Origin of the sequence: Streptomyces sp. NPDC015532, assembly GCF_043078065.1 — a bacterium.
Taxonomy (GTDB): domain Bacteria; phylum Actinomycetota; class Actinomycetes; order Streptomycetales; family Streptomycetaceae; genus Streptomyces.
In genome coordinates this window covers 1222728-1241293 of the sequence record NZ_JBIBSY010000001.1, presented here as the reverse complement: position 1 = coordinate 1241293, position 18566 = coordinate 1222728, and the positions used below count along the sequence as shown (strand labels likewise).

The 18566-nt window shown below is 71.7% G+C and carries 12 protein-coding genes; 7 read left to right on the top strand and 5 right to left on the bottom strand.

Annotated features, from left to right (window positions below; genetic code table 11):
* The first annotated feature begins 280 nt into the window (after positions 1–280).
* Entirely contained in the window at positions 281–1141 is an 861-nt protein-coding gene (locus ACF07B_RS05245) for a class I SAM-dependent methyltransferase (protein WP_384241066.1), read from the top strand.
* Between the two features lie 228 nt (positions 1142–1369).
* A complete protein-coding gene (locus tag ACF07B_RS05240; protein ID WP_392177781.1) occupies positions 1370–4108 on the top strand; it encodes an ATP-dependent helicase C-terminal domain-containing protein in 2739 nt (912 codons plus the stop codon).
* Here the strand turns inward: ACF07B_RS05240 and ACF07B_RS05235 are convergent.
* The 3 genes from ACF07B_RS05235 to ACF07B_RS05225 all read right to left on the bottom strand — a co-directional run bounded on the left by ACF07B_RS05235 (position 4098) and on the right by ACF07B_RS05225 (position 7158).
* Complete coding sequence (locus ACF07B_RS05235) at positions 4098–5090, bottom strand: DUF3068 domain-containing protein (protein WP_392177780.1); 993 nt, start codon at positions 5088–5090, stop codon at positions 4098–4100. The two genes, ACF07B_RS05240 and ACF07B_RS05235, sit on opposite strands and share 11 nt — an antisense overlap.
* A gap of 25 nt (positions 5091–5115) precedes the next feature.
* Positions 5116–5250: an SPW_0924 family protein gene (locus ACF07B_RS05230; protein WP_326788397.1), complete on the bottom strand. Its 135-nt coding sequence runs from the start codon at positions 5248–5250 to the stop codon at positions 5116–5118.
* A 168-nt stretch (positions 5251–5418) separates the two neighbouring features.
* Positions 5419–7158: a lytic transglycosylase domain-containing protein gene (locus tag ACF07B_RS05225; RefSeq protein ID WP_392177779.1), complete on the bottom strand. Its 1740-nt coding sequence runs from the start codon at positions 7156–7158 to the stop codon at positions 5419–5421.
* A 240-nt stretch (positions 7159–7398) separates the two neighbouring features.
* Here ACF07B_RS05225 and ACF07B_RS05220 point away from each other — a divergent pair, with 240 nt between their 5' ends.
* On the top strand, positions 7399–8253 hold the full coding sequence (locus tag ACF07B_RS05220; protein ID WP_392177969.1) for a DUF4184 family protein: 855 nt from the start codon (positions 7399–7401) through the stop codon (positions 8251–8253).
* Here the strand turns inward: ACF07B_RS05220 and ACF07B_RS05215 are convergent.
* Both ACF07B_RS05215 and polA read right to left on the bottom strand, forming a co-directional pair.
* The gene (locus ACF07B_RS05215; protein ID WP_392177778.1) at positions 8174–8950 is read right to left on the bottom strand and encodes a hypothetical protein; all 777 of its coding nucleotides are present in this window, start codon (positions 8948–8950) and stop codon (positions 8174–8176) included. The two genes, ACF07B_RS05220 and ACF07B_RS05215, sit on opposite strands and share 80 nt — an antisense overlap.
* 305 nt (positions 8951–9255) lie before the next feature.
* Positions 9256–11982, bottom strand: coding sequence for a DNA polymerase I (polA, locus tag ACF07B_RS05210; protein ID WP_392177777.1), 2727 nt, complete (start codon positions 11980–11982; stop codon positions 9256–9258).
* 170 nt (positions 11983–12152) lie between these two features.
* Between polA and ACF07B_RS05205 the strand changes: the two genes are divergently transcribed.
* The 4 genes from ACF07B_RS05205 to ACF07B_RS05190 all read left to right on the top strand — a co-directional run bounded on the left by ACF07B_RS05205 (position 12153) and on the right by ACF07B_RS05190 (position 18562).
* The gene (locus tag ACF07B_RS05205) at positions 12153–14432 is read left to right on the top strand and encodes an FdhF/YdeP family oxidoreductase (protein ID WP_392177776.1); all 2280 of its coding nucleotides are present in this window, start codon (positions 12153–12155) and stop codon (positions 14430–14432) included.
* A gap of 60 nt (positions 14433–14492) precedes the next feature.
* Positions 14493–14954: a hotdog fold thioesterase gene (locus ACF07B_RS05200; RefSeq protein ID WP_355983770.1), complete on the top strand. Its 462-nt coding sequence runs from the start codon at positions 14493–14495 to the stop codon at positions 14952–14954.
* A 1272-nt stretch (positions 14955–16226) separates the two neighbouring features.
* Positions 16227–17432 (top strand): branched-chain amino acid ABC transporter substrate-binding protein, encoded by a 1206-nt coding sequence (locus ACF07B_RS05195; protein WP_362404140.1) that lies wholly within the window; start codon positions 16227–16229, stop codon positions 17430–17432.
* A 197-nt stretch (positions 17433–17629) separates the two neighbouring features.
* Positions 17630–18562 (top strand): branched-chain amino acid ABC transporter permease, encoded by a 933-nt coding sequence (locus ACF07B_RS05190; protein WP_369483411.1) that lies wholly within the window; start codon positions 17630–17632, stop codon positions 18560–18562.
* Positions 18563–18566: the final 4 nt, after the last annotated feature.

Here is an 18566-nt window from a genome sequence, read left to right as displayed (position 1 = left end):
GCTTACGCCGGGAGCCCGTTTCGCTCTGTAGAAGGCCGGACAGCCAAGGAAGCGCCAAACCCGGCCAAAGCCGGAGGCGCCTCGAAAACCGAGGGGACATACATACAGATGCGAGCGCAGCCTGCTACGTCTGAGGAGCGCAGGCCCGCAGCGCAACTTGTAGCATACGGGGGCAGCCGGGCAGGGTCAATGCGCGAAGGCGCACACCCGGGGCGGATCGCCGCAATCCCGGCACAAGACCTGTCTCACAAGGCCACGCGGGCAGTAGGACGCCTCTTTCGTGACACGCCCGAGACGGGTTGGACGGAAGAGTACGACGAGGGAGCCGATCATCCAAGAGCCCGAACCGTTCGAACCGGAAGCCACCCGACGTGACGCGGACCTCATGGAGAGTTCACGGGCGAATCGGGGCTGGTGGGACCGGAACGCGGACGACTACCAGATCGAACACGGCACGTTCCTCGGCGACGACCGGTTCGTGTGGTGTCCCGAGGGTCTCGACGAGGTGGAGGCCGAGCTGCTGGGCCCCCCGGAGGACCTCAAGGGCAAGGACGTCCTGGAGATCGGCGCGGGAGCGGCGCAGTGCTCGCGCTGGCTGGCCGCGCAGGGCGCGCGCCCCGTGGCCCTGGACCTCTCCCACCGCCAGCTCCAGCACGCGCTGCGCATCGGAGGCCCGGTGGCCCTCGTGGAGGCGGACGCGAGCGCCCTGCCGTTCGCGGACGGCTCCTTCGACCTCGCGTGCTCGGCGTACGGCGCGCTGCCCTTCGTCGCCGACCCGGTGCTGGTGCTGAGGGAGGTGCACCGGGTTCTGCGCCCCGGCGGCCGCTTCGTCTTCTCGGTCACGCACCCGCTCCGCTGGGCGTTCCCCGACGAGCCGGGCCCCGAGGGCCTGTCGGTGTCCGCGTCCTACTTCGACCGCACCCCGTACGTGGAGCAGGACGAGGACGGCCGCGCGGTCTACGTCGAGCACCACAGGACGCTGGGCGACCGGGTGCGTGACGTGGTGGCCGGCGGTTTCCGCCTGGTCGACGTCGTCGAACCCGAGTGGCCCGCCTGGAACACCCAGGAGTGGGGCGGCTGGTCCCCGCTGCGCGGGAACCTCATTCCGGGCACGGCGATCTTCGTGTGCGAGCGGGACTGACCTGCGCGGTCCACGAGGAACGGCCCGTGGCATGAGCGACGACGAAGGGGGAGCCGATCGGCTCCCCCTTCGTCGTCGTCGCGGCTCCCCCCTCGGCCCCTTCGCGCCTGCCGCCCCTCTTCGTCGTGCCTGCCGCTCCCCTTCGTCGCGTCGCGGTGCCGCCCGCGCCCTGGGGCTGTCCCGGAGTTCCCGCGCGGCCGGTTCGGCGCAGGTACGAGACTGGGGGGCGTGATCCGTTACGAAGCCCTGGACGCGCTGCCCGTGCGCGGCGCCCTGCCCGCTGTGGACGACGCCCTGGAGGGGCACGGCGCCGCGGTGCTGGTGGCGCCGCCCGGCACCGGCAAGACGACGCTGGTGCCGCTGGCCCTGGCGGGTCTCCTGGACGACGGGCGCCCGGCGCGGCGGGTGGTGGTGGCCGAGCCGCGGCGCATCGCGGCACGGGCCGCCGCCCGGCGGATGGCGTGGCTGCTGGGCGAGAAGGTCGGGGAGAGCGTCGGCTTCACGGTGCGCGGGGAACGGGTGGTCGGCCCGCACGCGCGCGTGGAGGTCGTCACGACCGGGGTCCTGCTCCAGCGGCTTCAGCGGGACCAGGAGCTCGCGGGCGTCGACGTGGTCGTGCTCGACGAGTGTCACGAGCGGCATCTGGACGCCGACACGGTGGCCGCGTTCCTGCTGGACGTGCGGGCCGCGCTCCGTCCCGAACTGCGGCTGGTCGCCGCGTCCGCGACCACGGACGCCGGTGGCTGGGCCCGGCTGCTGGGCGACGCGCCGGTCGTCGAGGCGGAGGGTGTCTCGTATCCGGTCGAGACGGTGTGGGCGCCGCCCGCGCGCCCCGTACGGCCCCCGCACGGGATGCGGGTGGACCCGGCGCTGCTGACGCATGTGTCCTCCACGGTGCGGCGGGCGCTGACCGAGCGCTCGGGTGACGTCCTCTGCTTCCTCCCCGGCGTCGGGGAGATCGCGCGGGTGGCCGGACAGCTGGGCGGTATCGGGGATGTCGACGTCCTTCAGGTGCACGGGCGGGCTCCGGCGGCCGTGCAGGACGCGGTGCTCACGGCCGGTGTGCGGCGCCGGGTGGTCCTCGCGACCTCGGTGGCCGAGTCGTCGCTGACGGTTCCGGGGGTGCGGGTGGTCGTGGACTCGGGGCTCGCGCGGGAGCCGCGGGTGGACCACGCGCGCGGGCTGAGCGCCCTGGCGACCGTACGGGCCTCGCAGGCGGCCGGGCGGCAGCGGGCGGGGCGGGCCGGGCGTGAGGCGCCGGGCGCGGTCTACCGCTGCTGGGCGGAGGCGGAGGACACCCGTCTGACACGGTTCCCCGCCCCCGAGATCAAGGTGGCCGACCTGACGGCGTTCGCGCTCCAGGCGGCCTGCTGGGGCGACCCCGGGGCGACGGGGCTGGCTCTGCTGGATCCGCCGCCGGTCGGGGCGATGGCGGCGGCGCGGGCCGTCCTGTCCGCCGTCGGCGCGGTCGACGCCGCGGGGCGGGCCACGGACCGCGGCGTCCGCATGTCCCGCCTGGGACTGCACCCCCGGCTGGCGCGCGCCCTGCTGGACGCGACCCCGCTGGTGGGCGCGACGCGGGCCGCCGACGTGGTCGCCCTGCTGAGCGAGGAGCCCCCTCGCGAGTACGGCGACGACCTGGCCGCGGCCTGGCGCACGGCCCGGCGTGGCGGTGACGGCTACGCGGCCCGCTGGCGCGCCGAGTCCCGCCGCCTCCGCTCCTCCGCCGCCGCCCTCACCCCGTCGTCGGCCCCCGCCCCCGGCCAGGCGCCGCCCTCTGGCTCTCCCGGCAAGGCATCCCCATCGGGCTCCCCCGCCTCCACCTCGACCTCCGTCCCCGCACCCGGCCAGGCGCCACCCTCCAGCTCTCCCGGCAAGGCATCCCCCTCCGACTCCCTTGCCTCCACCTCGGGCTCTCCTTCCTCAGGGGCCTCCCCTGTCCCCTCCGTCTCTTCTTCCTCTCCGGGGCTGCGCGCCGGTGAGCCGCAGGCCGGGGACGACGGGGTCGTCGGGCTCGTCGCCTCGCTGGCGTTCCCCGAACGCGTCGCGCACCTGCGGGGTGGCTCGCACCTCATGGTCAACGGGACCCGTGCCGACGCCGGCGAGGGGTCCGTTCTGCGCGGTGCTCCCTGGCTCGCGGTCGCCGTCGCCGACCGCCCCGTCGGCAGGGGGCACGCGCGCGTGCGGCTCGCGGCGGTGATCGACGAGCCGACGGCACGGCGGGCCGCCGCCGGTCTGTACGGCGAGGGCGACGAGGTCCACTGGGCCGGGGGCGATGTCGTCGCCCGGCGGGTGGAGCGGCTGGGGGCGGTGGAGCTGGCCGTGCGGCCACTGCGCAAGGCGGACCCCGGGCTCGTACGGGAGGCGCTGCTCGAGGGGCTGCGGGAGGAGGGCTTCGGCCTGCTGCGGTGGTCGCCTGACGCCGAGGTGCTGCGGCTGCGGCTGGCGTTCCTGCGCCGCCGGCTGGGCGACCCGTGGCCGGACGTCTCCGCGGAGGCCCTCCACGCGCGCGTGGAGGAGTGGCTGGAGCCGGAGCTGAGCCGTGCCCGACGGCGGGCGGACCTGGCGCGGATCGACGCCGGGCAGGCCCTGAACCGGCTGCTGCCCTGGGCCACCGGCGAGGCGGCCCGGCTGGACGAGCTCGCGCCCGAGCGGATCGAGGTGCCGAGCGGTTCGAGGATCCGCGTCGACTACACCGACCCGGCGCAGCCGGTGCTCGCCGTGAAGCTCCAGGAGATGTTCGGGCTCCACGCCTCGCCCGCCGTTGCCGGCGTGCCCGTACTCGTGCATCTCCTGTCCCCCGCGGGCCGGCCGGCCGCGGTGACCGCCGATCTCGCGTCCTTCTGGAAGGACGGCTACAACGGCGTACGGGCCGAACTGCGCGGCCGCTACCCCAAGCACCCGTGGCCCGAGGACCCGGCGACCGCCGAGCCGACGCGGTACACGAACGCGCGGCTCAGGCGCTGACGGGCTCGGGGTCGGCGGCCGGCGCCGGCGCGGGTTCGCCCGGCCTGCGGCCGCGGGCCTCCAGATACAGGGAGAGGGCCAGCAGGGCCGTCCCCAGGAGCAGGAAGCCCCACGGGAGGTAGGAGGTCATCATCAGGACGAGGGTGCGGTTGGACTTGACGAGGTCGACGGTGTTCCGGATGTAGTCCTCGCGCATCTTCACGTCCCCGGAGAAGGCGGTCACCTTGTCCCGGCCTCCCAGGAGTGTGCCGCCGCGGAGTTCCTCCCGGTGGCTCTCCTCGCCGTAGACGGGTGCTCCGGTGACCGGCTCGACCCAGAACCTGCGGACGGTGGTGTACCAACGGGTGGTGCCGGTCTTGGCGAGGGACTGCGGGGTGACCCCCTGGACGGGCATGATCTTGGGGAACTTCACCTTCGTCCAGGGGATGGTCTGCTCGAAGTAGTAGACCTTGACGCCCCGGAAGGTCCGGGTGCCCTTGTAGTGGATGGGCGCCGAGGTACGGGTCTGGGCGTCGAAGTACTCGTAGTCCCGTTTCTCGGTCCTGAAGGGCCATTTGAACTCGATGCCCTGGCGGGTGACGGGGTCGCCGTCGACGGACTCGCCGGTGGCGTGGACGGGTTCCTGGCTGTGCGCGTCGAAGATGTAGCGCTCGGGGAGCTTGGAGACCATCGTGCCGTCGGGGCCCTGGACGTAGGACAGGGAGTCCCAGACGACGACGTCACGGCCGGCGGTCCGCTCGATCCGCTCGGAGGCCTCGACGTCGCCCTTGAGGGTCTGGACGACGGTGACCTTGGGGACCTTCCTGGCCTTCATGGTGCCGTAGTCGAGGAGGGTGGCGTCCTTCGCCTCCAGGACCATGTCCTGGTACTGGTTCGCCGGGATCTTGGCCAGGCGCGGGAAGGCGTACCAGCGCAGCAGCGGGGACAGTGCCGCGAAGAACACGGCGAGCGCGAGCAGGATCAGGCTTGCCTTGCGGCGCATCTCGACGGCCCTCCCGGTGCGTGCGTCAGGGGTGTTTGGGGACGGTGGTGAGCAACGGCTTCGGCGAGGTGTGTCCGGCGGGCGAGCCCATGGCCGTGATGGTCAGGACCAGCGCGAGTGCCGCGGCGAGACCGGTCGCGGCGGCGATGAGGGCACGCATGCGGGCCTCCCGGGGCCAGGAGCTGATACATCGTCAGGTCCGGCACCGTAGCAACGGCGGGGCGAGATGAGAACACGTCGCGCACACAACGGATCAGGGCGCCCCCGCGGCGTGAGCCGGGAGGGCGCCCTGGAGGCGAGCTGTGCCGCGCGCGGTGGCGGCTCGGTTCTAGGAGGCGGTGGGAGAGGCCGCGGGAGTGGCGGTGGCAGGAGCGGCGGCGACCGTCAGTTCGACGGTCAGGGTGGCTCCGCCGGTGGTGGTGATGCGGAGCAGGAAGGTGCCGGTGGTGTCGTCGGCGTAGAGCTTCGGCAGCTTGAGCAGGCCGTCCGCGTCGGTGGTCAGGGCGGTGAGGGTGCGTACGGTCTTGCCGTCCGCGTCCTTGAAGGAGGGGCCCTTGTCGTTCTCGCCGGTGTCGTCGGCGGACTTGATCAGGGTCGCGGTCGCGGCGACCTTGCCCGCCGCGGCGCCCTTGTAGGTGGCCTTCACCTCGACCTGGTCGGCGAACTCGCCGCCCGGGACGCAGGTCAGCGCGGTGTCGCCGGTGCGGGCCAGGGTGTCGGCCTGGCGCGCGGTGACACTCGCCGTGTAGTCGAGGCCGGCCATGACGCGGCCCACCACGGTGACGCGGACGGTGAAGTCGCCCGTCTTCTCGCCCGCCACGAGCGCGGGCGCGCCGGCGACGCCGAGTCCGTTGGTGACCAGCGTGGCGACGCTCTCGCCGCCGGTGAAGGTGGCGTCGGTGTCACCGACGATGGTGAACCGCACCCGGACCTTCGCCACGGGCTTGCCGGCCTTGTCGTCGGTCCGCACGGCGATCTTCTGCGCGAACGTGTCCCCGGCGGTCGCCGTGAGCTTCCCGGCGCCCATGTTCGTCAGGTGGTCCACCGTCTCGGTGGGCGTCGGCGTGGGAGTGGGCGGGCTCGTCGGGGGCTGCGTGGCCGGCGGGGTCGGGGTGACGGGAGGGGTCGGCTTCGGAGCGGGGCTCGACGGGCCGCCGCCGGGCCGCGGGCCGACCGGCGGGGACGGCTGCGCGGGCGGCGTGGGCGTCGGGCCCGGCGAGGTGGGCTCGTCGCTGTGGTGCGAGGGCAGCGTGCCGGTACCGTCCGGCACCTCGTGCGTGCCCTTGCGGTAGTACTCCAGCCACGACATGACGGTGTTGAGGTACGCCGTCGAGTTGTTGTAGCTGAGGATCGCCGCGTTCATCTGCGCCTGGACCGACATGTCGTGGTCGAAGCGGCACAGGTAGTGCCCGGCGGCCAGCGCCGCGTCGTAGATGTTGTTGGGGTCCTTCTTGCCGTCGCCGTTGCCGTCGCGGCCCGCCCACTCCCAGGTGGAGGGGATGAACTGCATCGGCCCCACAGCGCGGTCGAAGGTGCTGTCGCCGTCGAACGCGCCGTTGTCGGTGTCCCTGATGTTGGCGAATCCGTAGCCGTTCAGGACCGGGCCGAGAATGGGCGACAAGGTCGTGCCGTTGGCGTCGACACGGCCGCCACGGGCCTGGCCCGACTCGACCTTGCCGATCGCGGCGAGAAGCTGCCAGGGCAGGTTGCAGGTCGGCTTGGACTCGCGCAGCGACGCCTCGGCCTGCTTGTAGGCGGCCAGGACGGTCGCCGGGATGCCCGCCTCGGCCACGCCCGTGGCGGCGGGCGTGTCACTTCCCGTGGTCGGTGCGGGGTTCGGGCTCTGCAGCGGCGGAAGGTCCGTGTAGTAACGCCCGTTGCCGGTCGCGGTGCCGTCGCCGCCCGTGTCACCCGTGCCCAGGCCGAGATCGGCGCCCGTCGACTGTCTGCCGTGGTCGTCGGTGATCACTCCCGGGGCCTGGGAGGCGGATAGAGCCGCGACCGCGGCCGCGGCCACAGCGGTGGTTGCCGCGCCCTTGCGCAGCCTCCTGCCGAATTGCGCCGCCATCGAGTGAACCCCTCCTACGGACGACCGGCGTGACCCGTCGCCTCTCCGTCCTGCGCTGCCGCTGTCTCGGACCGTGCTCCCCGCACGGCAACCCAGGCGACCCTACGACAACTTCCGCCGCCCAGGGACCTGTTCGCGCCCGATATTCACCACTTGGCCATGGACCGCCGTCCCGCATACTGGCCTCCGGTGATCAACCGGCCGAACATAGCCGGTCAACAGGAGACGCAGGGGGACGATTTGCCCTTCACGCTCAGTCACGCGGCGGCCGTGCTTCCCGCGATCCGCGGGAACGGAAACGGCCGCGGCCGACTGATTCCCGCCGTTCTCGTGACGGGTTCCTTCGCTCCCGACCTGACCTACTACGCGGCGAGCGTAGTGCCCGGGGCGATGGAGTTCGGCACGTTCACCCACTCGTTCACCGGCGTGTTCACGGTCGATGTGCTGATCGCATGGATGCTGACGGGTGCCTGGCTGGTGCTGCGCGAACCGCTGGTGGCGCTGATGCCAACGGCACGACAGGGGCGCACGGCACAACTCCTGCGCTGCGGAGCCGCGCGCGAGCCGGTGCGCGCGCCGACCGTTCTGCGGTGGTACGCCTCCGCGGTACTCGGCGGACTGACGCATGTCGTGTGGGACGCGTTCACCCATCACGACCGGTGGGGAGTACGGCTGTTCCCCGTCCTCGGCCACAGCCTCGCGGGCTCGCCCCTCTACTGGTACGTCCAGTACGGCAGTTCGGCCCTCGCGGCCGTCGTGATCGTGACCTTCGTGGCGCTCGCGCTGCGCCGCGCGCCGGACGGCCCCGCCGTCCCGGTGCCCGTCCTGTCCACCGCCGACCGGTGGCTGGCCGCGACCGTGATCGGCGGCCTCGCGCTGGCCGCCGCGGTACAGCGGGCGGTGCGCTGGTGGACGTACTGGAAATCCGTCGCGAAGCCGTGGGAACTCATCCCGGCGCTGTGCTTCGGCGGGGGCGCCGGCCTGGTCCTCGGCCTCGGCCTGTACGTCGCCGCCGTCAGGGTCTGGCGTCCCGCTCCGGCTCGTCCCGGTCCCGCGGCGGCGCGTACGGAACCGAGCCGTCCCGCCGCTCGCTGACCGCCCCGCCGGCGGCAAGACTGCGCAGCACCCCGCCTCCCCGGCGAAAGCCCCGGTGCACGGCTCGGGCGACCCGCTCGACGACGCGGGCACGGTACGGCGCCGTCGGATGGTCGTACGACAGGACGATGACGCGGTAACTGCGGGCAGGGCCGGTGAAGGAACCGATGCCGTGGACGCGTCCCCCGTTCGCGGCCCGGGGCAGTCTGCCGGTCGAGATGTGCGCCCCCGGTCCGCGCGCGAGGCCGAACAGCGCGCTCCGGCGCCCGCTGTCACGGAGCCGGGTCAGCAGCCGGAGGCGGTGCGCGCAGGAGCTGAGGAACGCGCGGGCGCCTGCGGCCACCGCCGCCGGCCGGATCCGGTCGACGGCCTCTGCGCCCGCCGGGCCGCCTCTCGTGCCGTCGGGCACCGACACCAGGACCGTACCCGGGCGCGCGGACAGGGCCGCCTGGAGATCGCGGGACAACCGGGCTCCGAAATCCTCCTCGCGGTCCTCGTCACGTGCGGAACCGCCGGGACCCGGCAGCTGGGCGGTACCCGCCCCGGCCGCGAGCGCGGGCAGCGGCGCGAACAGCACCGGGACGACGACCGCGGCCACCGTCGCGGTCGCTACCACCACGGTCGTGACCATGGCGGTACGACCGTGGAGCGTGCGCATACCCGTGGCCGTTCGGCGGTGGAGCGTGCGTATACCCATGCCCGCATCCTTACGTCACCCTCCGGCCCGGGGCGCCCCGTGCGAGCCACGCGGGTGACGCCCCACGGGCACGCCCCGGGCCGCCCGGCACACCGCCGAAAACGCCCGAGGGCCGTGGGGGGGGGCCCCCCCGGGGGCCCCCCCCCCCCCCCCCCCCCCCCCCCCCCCCCCCCCCCGCGCGGGCCCCCCCCCCGCCCCCCCCCCGGCCCCCCCCCCCCCCCCCCCCCCCGCGGGGGGGGGGGGGCCCCCCCCCCCCCGGGGGCCCCCCCCCCACGGCCCTCGGCCGAAGACGTCGCGCCCGATGGCTAGTGCGCCGCCGACTCCCAGTCCCGGCCCGCGCCGACGGAGACGTCCAGCGGAACCTGGAGCCGGACGGCGGACGCCATCTCGTGGCGCAGCAGCGCCTCGGTCCTCTCCCGTTCGCCGGGAGCGATCTCCAGCACGATTTCGTCATGGACCTGAAGCAGCATGCGGGAGTTCAGCTTCGCCTCGCGCAGCGCCCGGTCCACATGGAGCATCGCGATCTTCACGATGTCGGCGGCCGTGCCCTGGATGGGCGCGTTCAGGGCCATCCGCTCGGCCGCCTCACGGCGCTGGCGGTTGTCGCTGTTGAGGTCGGGCAGATACCGGCGGCGCCCGAACAGCGTCGCGGTGTAGCCCGTGGCCCGGGCCTCGTCGACCGCCCGGCGCAGATAGTCCCGCACACCGCCGAAGCGCTCGAAGTACGTGTCCATCAGCGCACGGGCCTCGCCCGCCTCGATGTTCAGCTGCTGCGACAGACCGAAGGCCGACAGCCCGTAAGCGAGGCCGTACGACATCGCCTTGATCTTGCGGCGCATCTCCGCGTCGACCGCTGTCCGCTCCACCGAGAACACCTGGGAGGCGACGGTGGTGTGCAGGTCCTCACCGGAGGTGAACGCCTCCAGCAGCCCCTCGTCCTCGGACAGATGGGCCATCACCCGCAGTTCGATCTGGCTGTAGTCCGCGGTCATGAGGCACTCGAAGCCCTCACCGACGACGAAGCCGCGGCGGATCGCCCGGCCCTCGTCCGTGCGCACCGGGATGTTCTGCAGGTTCGGATCGGTCGACGACAGCCGTCCCGTCGCCGCCACCGTCTGGTTGTACGTCGTGTGGATACGGCCGTCCGGGGCGATCGACTTGATCAGCCCCTCGACGGTGACGCGCAGTTTGGCCTGCTCACGGTGACGGAGCATGATCACGGGCAGGTCGTTCTCGGTCTGCGTCGCCAGCCAGGCCAACGCGTCCGCGTCCGTCGTGTAACCCGTCTTCGTCTTCTTCGTCTTCGGCAGGGCCAGTTCACCGAAGAGGACTTCCTGGAGCTGCTTGGGCGAACCGAGGTTGAACTCGTGCCCGGCGGCCGCGTGCGCCTCCTTCACCGCCTGCTGCACCGCGCCGGCGAACATCTGCTCCATGGCCTCCAGATGCGCACGGTCCGCCGCGATGCCGTGCCGCTCCAGGCGCGCCAGCAGGCTGGACGTGGGCAGCTCCATGTCCCGCAGCAGATCCGCCGCGCCGACCTCCTGGAGCTTCTCCCCGAACGACTCCCCCAGATCGAGGATCGTCCGGGCCTGCGCCATCAGCGCGTCGGCCTCGGCCTGCTCGTCCGCACCGAACGCGAGCTGTCCGTCGGCCGCGGCGGCGGGCCCGAGCTCCCGGCCCAGATACTCCAGGGAGAGCGCGTCCAGCGCGAACGAACGACGGCCCGGCTTGACCAGATAGGCCGCGAGCGCCGTGTCCATGGTCACACCCTCGATGCTCCAGCCGTGCTCGGCGAAGACCCGCATCGCGCCCTTGGCGTTGTGCATGACCTTGTGCCTGCCGGAGTCGGCGAGCCACGCCGCGAACGCGTTCTCGTCGGACTCGTCCAGCCGGGACGGATCGAACCAGACCGCCGGCCCCGCACCCGCCGCGAGCGCCACCTCGGCGACCGACCCCGAACCCAGCGCCCACGAGTCGACCGTGGACACACCCAGCACCCCGGAACCGTGCTCGGCGAGCCACGGCATCAGCTCGCCCGCGCCCAGCACCGTGCCGTCGATCTCGACGCCCTCGACGACGGGCCGCGCCTCCTCGGCCTCCGCGGCCCCCGGGTCCACGGCGAGAAGCCGTTCCCGCAGCGAGGGATTACGGATCTCCAGGGTGTCCAGGACCATCGCGAGCGCCGTACGGTCGTACGCGACCCGCTCCAGGTCCGCCACCGTCCGCGGCAGCTCGACGTCCTTGACCATCTCCGTGAGACGGCGGTTGAGCTTCACCGCCTCCAGATGGTCGCGCAGGTTCTGCCCGGCCTTGCCCTTGACCTCGTCGACCCGCTCGACCAGCTCCGCGAACGAACCGAACTGGTTGATCCACTTCGCGGCCGTCTTCTCCCCCACACCGGGAATGCCCGGCAGGTTGTCCGACGGGTCACCGCGCAGCGCCGCGAAGTCCGGATACTGCGCCGGCGTCAGCCCGTACTTCTCGAAGACCTTCTCCGGAGTGAACCGGGTCAGCTCGGAGACACCCTTCGTCGGATACAGCACCGTCGTGTGCTCCGAGACCAGCTGGAAGGAGTCACGGTCACCCGTGACGATCAGCACGTCGAAGCCCTCGGCCTCGGCCTGGGTGGCGAGCGTCGCGATGATGTCGTCGGCCTCGAAGCCGTCCACCGCGAAGCGCTGCGCGTGCATCGCGTCCAGCACCTCGCCGATCAGCTCGACCTGCCCCTTGAACTCGTCCGGGGTCTTCGACCTGTTCGCCTTGTACTCGGTGAACTCCTCGGAACGCCACGTCTTGCGCGACACGTCGAACGCCACCGCGAAATGCGTGGGCGACTCGTCGCGCAGCGTGTTCGCCAGCATCGACGCGAAACCATAGATGGCGTTCGTCGGCTGACCCGTCGCGGTGGTGAAGTTCTCCGCGGGCAGCGCGAAGAACGCGCGGTAGGCCAGCGAGTGCCCATCCATGAGCATCAGGCGCGGGCGGCCCGTACCTGCGGTCTTCTCGGTCTGCTTCGATGCTGTCTCTGCCACACCCCCGATCCTGCCACGGCCCACTGACAACGAGAGCCGTCCCGGTCCGGCACACCCCCTCCCCGCCCCGCATTCCCCCAACCCACGGCCTTCGCTGCCGGTCACGCGTGCGAGGATCGAAGCGGTACGAAGACACGCACACCGACGTGCGCACGCGAAGGGGTTCAGCGATGGCCAGCAAGCCGCCGAAAAGCGATCCGGTCCAGGACGCTCCGCAGGTAGCCGGACCGAAGCACGCCGCGGCCGGGCTCCCCGCCATCGGACACACCCTGCGCATCGCCCAGCAGCAGATGGGCGTGCGCCGCACCGCCCTCACCCTCCTGCGCGTCAACCAGAAGGACGGCTTCGACTGCCCGGGCTGCGCCTGGCCCGAGCCCGAGCACCGGCACGCCGCGGAGTTCTGCGAGAACGGCGCGAAGGCCGTCGCCGAGGAAGCCACCCTGCGCCGGGTGACCCCCGACTTCTTCGCCGCGCACCCCGTCTCCGGCCTCGCCGGCCGCAGCGGCTACTGGCTCGGCCAGCAGGGCCGCCTCACCCACCCCATGTACCTGGCCGAGGGCGCCGACCACTACGAGCCCATCGCCTGGGAACGCGCCTTCGACATCGTCGCCGAGGAACTCGCCGCGCTCGGCTCCCCCGACGAAGCCCTCTTCTACACCTCGGGCCGCACCAGCAACGAGGCCGCCTTCCTGTACCAGCTCTTCGCCCGCGAGCTCGGCACCAACAACCTGCCGGACTGCTCGAACATGTGCCACGAGTCGTCCGGCTCGGCCCTCAACGAGACCATCGGCATAGGCAAGGGCAGCGTCCTGCTCGACGACCTCTACCGCGCCGACCTGATCATCGTCGCCGGCCAGAACCCCGGCACGAACCACCCGCGCATGCTCTCCGCCCTGGAGAAGGCCAAGGCCAACGGCGCGAAGATCATCACCGTCAACCCGCTGCCCGAAGCGGGCATGGAACGCTTCAAGAACCCGCAGACCCCCCAGGGCATGCTCAAGGGCGCCGCGCTCACCGACCTCTTCCTCCAGATCCGCCTCGGCGGCGACCAGGCCCTCTTCCGCCTGCTGAACAAACTGATCCTCGACACCGAGGGCGCCCTCGACGACACGTTCATCGCCGAACACACCCACGGATTCGAGGACTTCGCCCAGGCCGCCCGCGCCGCCGACTGGGAAGAGACCCTCACCGCCACAGGGCTCACCCGCGACAGCATCGACGAGGCCCTCAAGATGGTCCTCGCCTCACGGCGCACCATCGTGTGCTGGGCGATGGGCCTCACCCAGCACAAGCACTCCGTCCCCACCATCCGCGAAGTCGTCAACTTCCTGCTCCTGCGCGGCAACATCGGCCGCCCCGGAGCCGGCGTCTGCCCCGTCCGCGGACACTCCAACGTCCAGGGCGACCGCACCATGGGCATCTTCGAACGCCCTGCCCCCGCCTTCCTCGACGCCCTGGAGAAGGAGTTCGGCTTCAAGCCGCCCCGCGAACACGGCTACGACGTCGTACGGGCCATCCGGGCCCTGCGCGACGGCGACGCGAAGGTCTTCTTCGCCATGGGCGGCAACTTCGTCGCCGCCTCCCCCGACACCGAGGTCACCGAGGCGGCCATGCGGCGCGCCCGGCTGACCGTGCACGTCTCCACCAAGCTGAACCGCTCGCATGTCGTCACCGGCGCCCGGGCCCTCATCCTGCCCACCCTCGGACGCACCGAACGCGACCTCCAGGACAGCGGCGAACAGTTCGTGACCGTCGAGGACTCCATGGGCATGGTGCACGCCTCACGCGGGCGCCTGGAGCCCGCGAGCCCCCACCTGCTGTCCGAGCCCGCCATCGTCGCCCGCCTCGCCCGCAGGGTCCTCGGCGAGGCCAGCACCACCCCCTGGGAAGAGTTCGAGAAGGACTACGCGACCATCCGCGACCGCGTCGCCCGCGTGATCCCCGGCTTCCAGGACTTCAACGCGCGCGTGGCCGACCCCGCCGGCTTCGCCCTCCCCCACGCCCCCCGCGACGAACGCCGCTTCCCGACGGCCACCGGCAAGGCCAACTTCACCGCCGCGCCCGTCGAACACCCCGAACTCCCCGAAGGCCGCCTGCTCCTGCAGACCCTGCGCTCGCACGACCAGTACAACACCACCATCTACGGACTCGACGACCGGTACCGGGGCATAAAGAACGGCCGCCGCGTCGTCCTCATCAACCCCGACGACGCCCGCGAACTGAAGATCGCGGACGGCTCGTACGTCGACCTCGTCGGCGAGTGGAAGGACGGCGTCGAACGACGCGCCCCCGGCTTCCGCGTCGTGCACTACCCCACCGCCCGCGGCTGCGCCGCCGCCTACTACCCCGAGACCAACGTCCTGGTCCCGCTCGACTCGACCGCCGACACCAGCAACACCCCCGCCAGCAAATCCGTGGTCGTCCGTCTGGAACAATCGACAGCCGACTGAGCGTTCGCTCAGCGAGGACATCCACGACGAAGTGGTCCACGACGAACGGAGCCGGGCGCCATGGGCGAACAGCACACCCCGAAGTTCCCGCAAGGGGTCATCGACGAGTACGCCGCACTCGGTGTCGACCTGCCGGCGCTCTTCTCCGCGGGCCACCTCGGCAACCGCATGGGCGTCCAGATCATCGAGGCCTCCGCGGACCGCGTCGTGGGCACCATGCCCGTCGAGGGCAACACCCAGCCCTACGGCCTCCTCCACGGAGGGGCCTCCGCCGTCCTCGCCGAGACCATCGGCTCCGTCGGCGCCATGCTCCACGGCGGCATCACCAAGATCGCCGTCGGCGTCGACCTGAACTGCACCCACCACCGCGGCGTCCGCTCCGGCCTCGTCACCGGCGTGGCCACACCCGTCCACCGCGGGCGCACCTCGGCGACGTACGAGATCGTCATCACCGGCGAGGACGGCAAGCGCGTCTGCAGCGCCCGCCTCACCTGCATCCTCAAGGACGCACCCCAGAGCTGACGCCCGGACGGCCCCGGGGCACCCCGAAGCCCTCCGGGGCGCACGGACCCCCGGGGCACTCCCAGGCCCTCCGGGGCACGCGAACCGTCCGGGGGCACCCCGGAGGCCCTCCAGTGGCTCTCCGGGGCCCTCAGGGGGTGCACAGCACAGACACAGCATTGCCCCGGGCCCGTCCCCGGCACTCCGGGGCCGCCACGAACGTGCTCGCCGAGCCCAGGGCTTCACGGAGCGTCCAGAGGTTCACGGACCTTCCAGAAGTTCGCGGTCCCTCCGGAGATTCGCCGCCCCCAGGGATTCGCCGCCCCTCCCGATCCGCGGATCCGTCGAAGGCCAACCCTCCGCCCCTCGGCGCCCGTTGGGACGCGACCCAGCCGGGCCCGGACCGTCATCGCGATCGCAACCGGAGCCCCCGCCGCCCCGCCTCGGCCACTACCCGTGACCACCGATCGCACAGCTCCCCGCCGCAACCGCCCCGACGGCACGAGCGCTTCCTTCCGCTTCGGGGCCGGCACCGCCCGCGACACTGCCGCCGGCCCCCACCAAGTAGGCATCGGAACCGCCGAGTTGAGCGCGAAGACCCGCCCCCGCTGCCACGGACAGTGAAGGCCGGAAAACCCCCGCCTCATCGCCTTGCGCGGCGTCGTATACAACCGCGCCGGCCCGCCGCCCGCCGCCGAGGCCCCCCACGCCGACCGGTCCGTCCGCGGCGACAACGCACAGCAACAGCAAAGCCTCACTTCGGCGGCACGGGGCCGCTCGGCCCGAGGGCCGGACCACGCGGCCCCCGCTTCCCCAACAGGCCCTTCCGCACACCCACTTCACCCGGCCAGGGTGCCGACGACCACATCACGCGGCGGTAACAGTCGGTTACCTCTGCCGCAATAAAGCAATCACCGCGCCACGAGCCGCGTGACACCGCGCCCCGAGCGGCTCCCCGAACCGCCACCGCGCCTGCAGCTTCCGGTATCCGCCATCAACCCGGAACAGCGCGTTCTCGCCATGCGAACACACAACCGCCCCCGGCCAACACGCCGAAATGCTCCGATCGTCCGCCCCACGCCCCACGAGGCACCCCCCGGATAACAAGAGCGTCACAGCCTTCCCCACGCTCCTCCCCACCCCCCCAACCTGCGCTTATAGTCACGGCCAGTCACCGCGCCGCCGGGCGCGTCACTGCACGGCCCTGCTTCACCCAGTACGGCCCGGCGAGAAACACGGCCCCCACCCTGGGGTGCCGCGCCAGGGAGAGGATTCAACGTGCGACAGCGTTCTATGGTCATACTCACCGCCGTGCTCACGACAGGAGCACTCACGCTGACCGCCTGCGGCTCGCGCGACGACAGCGGCGACAGCAAGAGCGACAAGAAGACCGAGATCATCATCGGCGTGGACGCGCCGCTGACCGGTCAGAACTCCGCCACCGGTCTCGGCATCCAGGGCGGCGTCCAGATCGCCGTGGACGACGCCAACAAGAACAACACCGTCCCCGGCGTGACCTTCAAGGTCAAGGCGCTCGACGACAAGGCGATCCCGGCCTCCGGCCAGGCCAACGCCACCCAGCTCGTCCAGGACGACAAGGTCCTCGGCGTCGTCGGCCCGCTGAACTCCGGCGTCGCCACCCAGATGCAGCAGGTCTTCGACACCGCAGGCCTCGTCGAGATCTCGCCGTCCAACACCGCCCCGGAGCTCACCCAGGGCAAGAACTGGCAGACCGCCAAGTCCCGCCCGTTCAAGACGTACTTCCGCACCGCCACCACCGACGCCCTCCAGGGCGGCTTCGCGGCCGACTACGCATACAACACGCTGAAGAAGCGCAAGGTGTACGTGGTCGACGACAAGCAGACCTACGGTGCCGGCCTGGCCAAGCTCTTCAAGGCCGGCTTCACCAAGTCCGGCGGCAAGCTCGCGGGCGAGGACCACGTCAACACCGGCGACACGGACTTCTCCGCCCTCGTCACCAAGATCAAGAACTCCAAGGCCGACCTCGTCTACTACGGCGGCCAGTACGACGAGTCCGAGAAGCTCACCAAGCAGCTCAAGGACGGCGGAGTCAAGATCCCGCTGTTCGGTGGCGACGGCATGTTCTCCGACACCTACATCCAGACCGCCGGCAAGCCCTCCGAAGGTGACCTCGTCACCTCCGTCGGCCAGCCCGTCGACTCCCTGGCCTCCGCCGCCGACTTCATCAAGAAGTACAAGGCGTCCGGCCTCAAGGGCGACTACGGCACCTACGGCGGCTACTCCTACGACGCCGCCACGGCCATCATCAAGGCCATCGGCGCTGTGGTGAAGGACGGCAAGATCCCGGACGGCGCCCGCGCCAAGATCGTCGCCGAGGTCCAGAAGACCAAGTTCGACGGCATCGCCGGCCCCGTCTCCTTCGACGAGTACGGCGACACCACCAACAAGCAGCTCACCGTGTACCAGGTCGTCGACGGCAAGTGGAAGGCCGTCAAGAGCGGCACGTTCAACGGCTGATCAAGCACCACCCGGGCCACTCCGATGGATCGGTCCACCACCAGGCAACGGCGCCCCAACCGGCGCCACCCGCCCGGTCCGATCCACCGGACAGGCCCTCAGCACAACCACAGGGCCGCGCGGCCACGACCACACGTCACCGCGCGGCCCGCTTCATACGCCCTGATCAACTCTCCCCACCACATGGAGGCCACGCGGTGAACACCCTGCCGCAGCAGCTGGCCAACGGGCTGTTCCTCGGCTCGATGTACGGGCTGATCGCCATCGGCTACACGATGGTGTACGGCATCGTCCAGCTCATCAACTTCGCCCACGGCGAGATCTTCATGACCGGCGGCTTCGGCGCACTCTCGGTCTACCTGTACGTTCTGCCAAACGGCACATCCATGTGGATAGCCCTCCCAGCGATGCTGATAGGAGGCGGAATCGTCTCCGTCCTCATCGCCGTCGGGGCCGAACGCTTCGCCTACCGCCCCCTGCGCGGAGCGCCACGCCTCGCACCCCTCATCACCGCCATCGGTCTGTCCCTGGCCCTCCAGCAGATCGTCTTCAACACCTACCCCGATGCCAAGACCGACCTGAAGTTCCCCCAGCTTCCCTTCGGCACCATGCACATCGGCTCCGTCAGCATCCAGAGCGGCTCCGTCTTCGTCATCATCGCCGCCCCCCTGTGCATGGCGGCCCTCGCGCTGTTCGTCAGCCTCTCCCGCACCGGCCGCGCCATGCAGGCCACCGCGCAGGACCCTGACACCGCACAGCTCATGGGCATCGACACCAACCGCATCATCGTCATCGCCTTCGCCATCGGCGGCTTCTTCGCCGCCGTCGCGGCCATCGCCTACGGCCTGCGCTACGGCACCGTCAAGTACGACATGGGCTTCCAGATGGGCCTCAAGGCCTTCACGGCGGCCGTCCTCGGCGGCATCGGCAACATCTACGGCGCCATGATCGGCGGCCTCGTCCTCGGCCTCGCCGAGACCATGGCCACCAGCTACATCGACGGCATCCCGGGCATGCAGCAGCTCGGCGGCGGCGGCTGGTCCTCCGTCTGGGCCTTCGTACTCCTCATCCTCGTACTGCTGTTCAGGCCACAAGGCCTCGTCGGCGAACGCGTCGCGGACAGGGCGTGAGCAC

Excerpts from the sequence above, each read along its gene's own strand:
- ACF07B_RS05235 (WP_392177780.1), bottom strand. The coding sequence starts at position 5,090 with ATGCGCCGCAAGGCAAGCCTGATCCTGCTCGCGCTCGCCGTGTTCTTC.
- ACF07B_RS05230 (WP_326788397.1), bottom strand. The coding sequence starts at position 5,250 with ATGCGTGCCCTCATCGCCGCCGCGACCGGTCTCGCCGCGGCACTCGCG.
- ACF07B_RS05225 (WP_392177779.1), bottom strand. The coding sequence starts at position 7,158 with ATGGCGGCGCAATTCGGCAGGAGGCTGCGCAAGGGCGCGGCAACCACC.
- ACF07B_RS05215 (WP_392177778.1), bottom strand. The coding sequence starts at position 8,950 with ATGGGTATACGCACGCTCCACCGCCGAACGGCCACGGGTATGCGCACG.
- ACF07B_RS05205 (WP_392177776.1), top strand. The coding sequence starts at position 12,153 with ATGGCCAGCAAGCCGCCGAAAAGCGATCCGGTCCAGGACGCTCCGCAG.
- ACF07B_RS05200 (WP_355983770.1), top strand. The coding sequence starts at position 14,493 with ATGGGCGAACAGCACACCCCGAAGTTCCCGCAAGGGGTCATCGACGAG.
- ACF07B_RS05195 (WP_362404140.1), top strand. The coding sequence starts at position 16,227 with ATGGTCATACTCACCGCCGTGCTCACGACAGGAGCACTCACGCTGACC.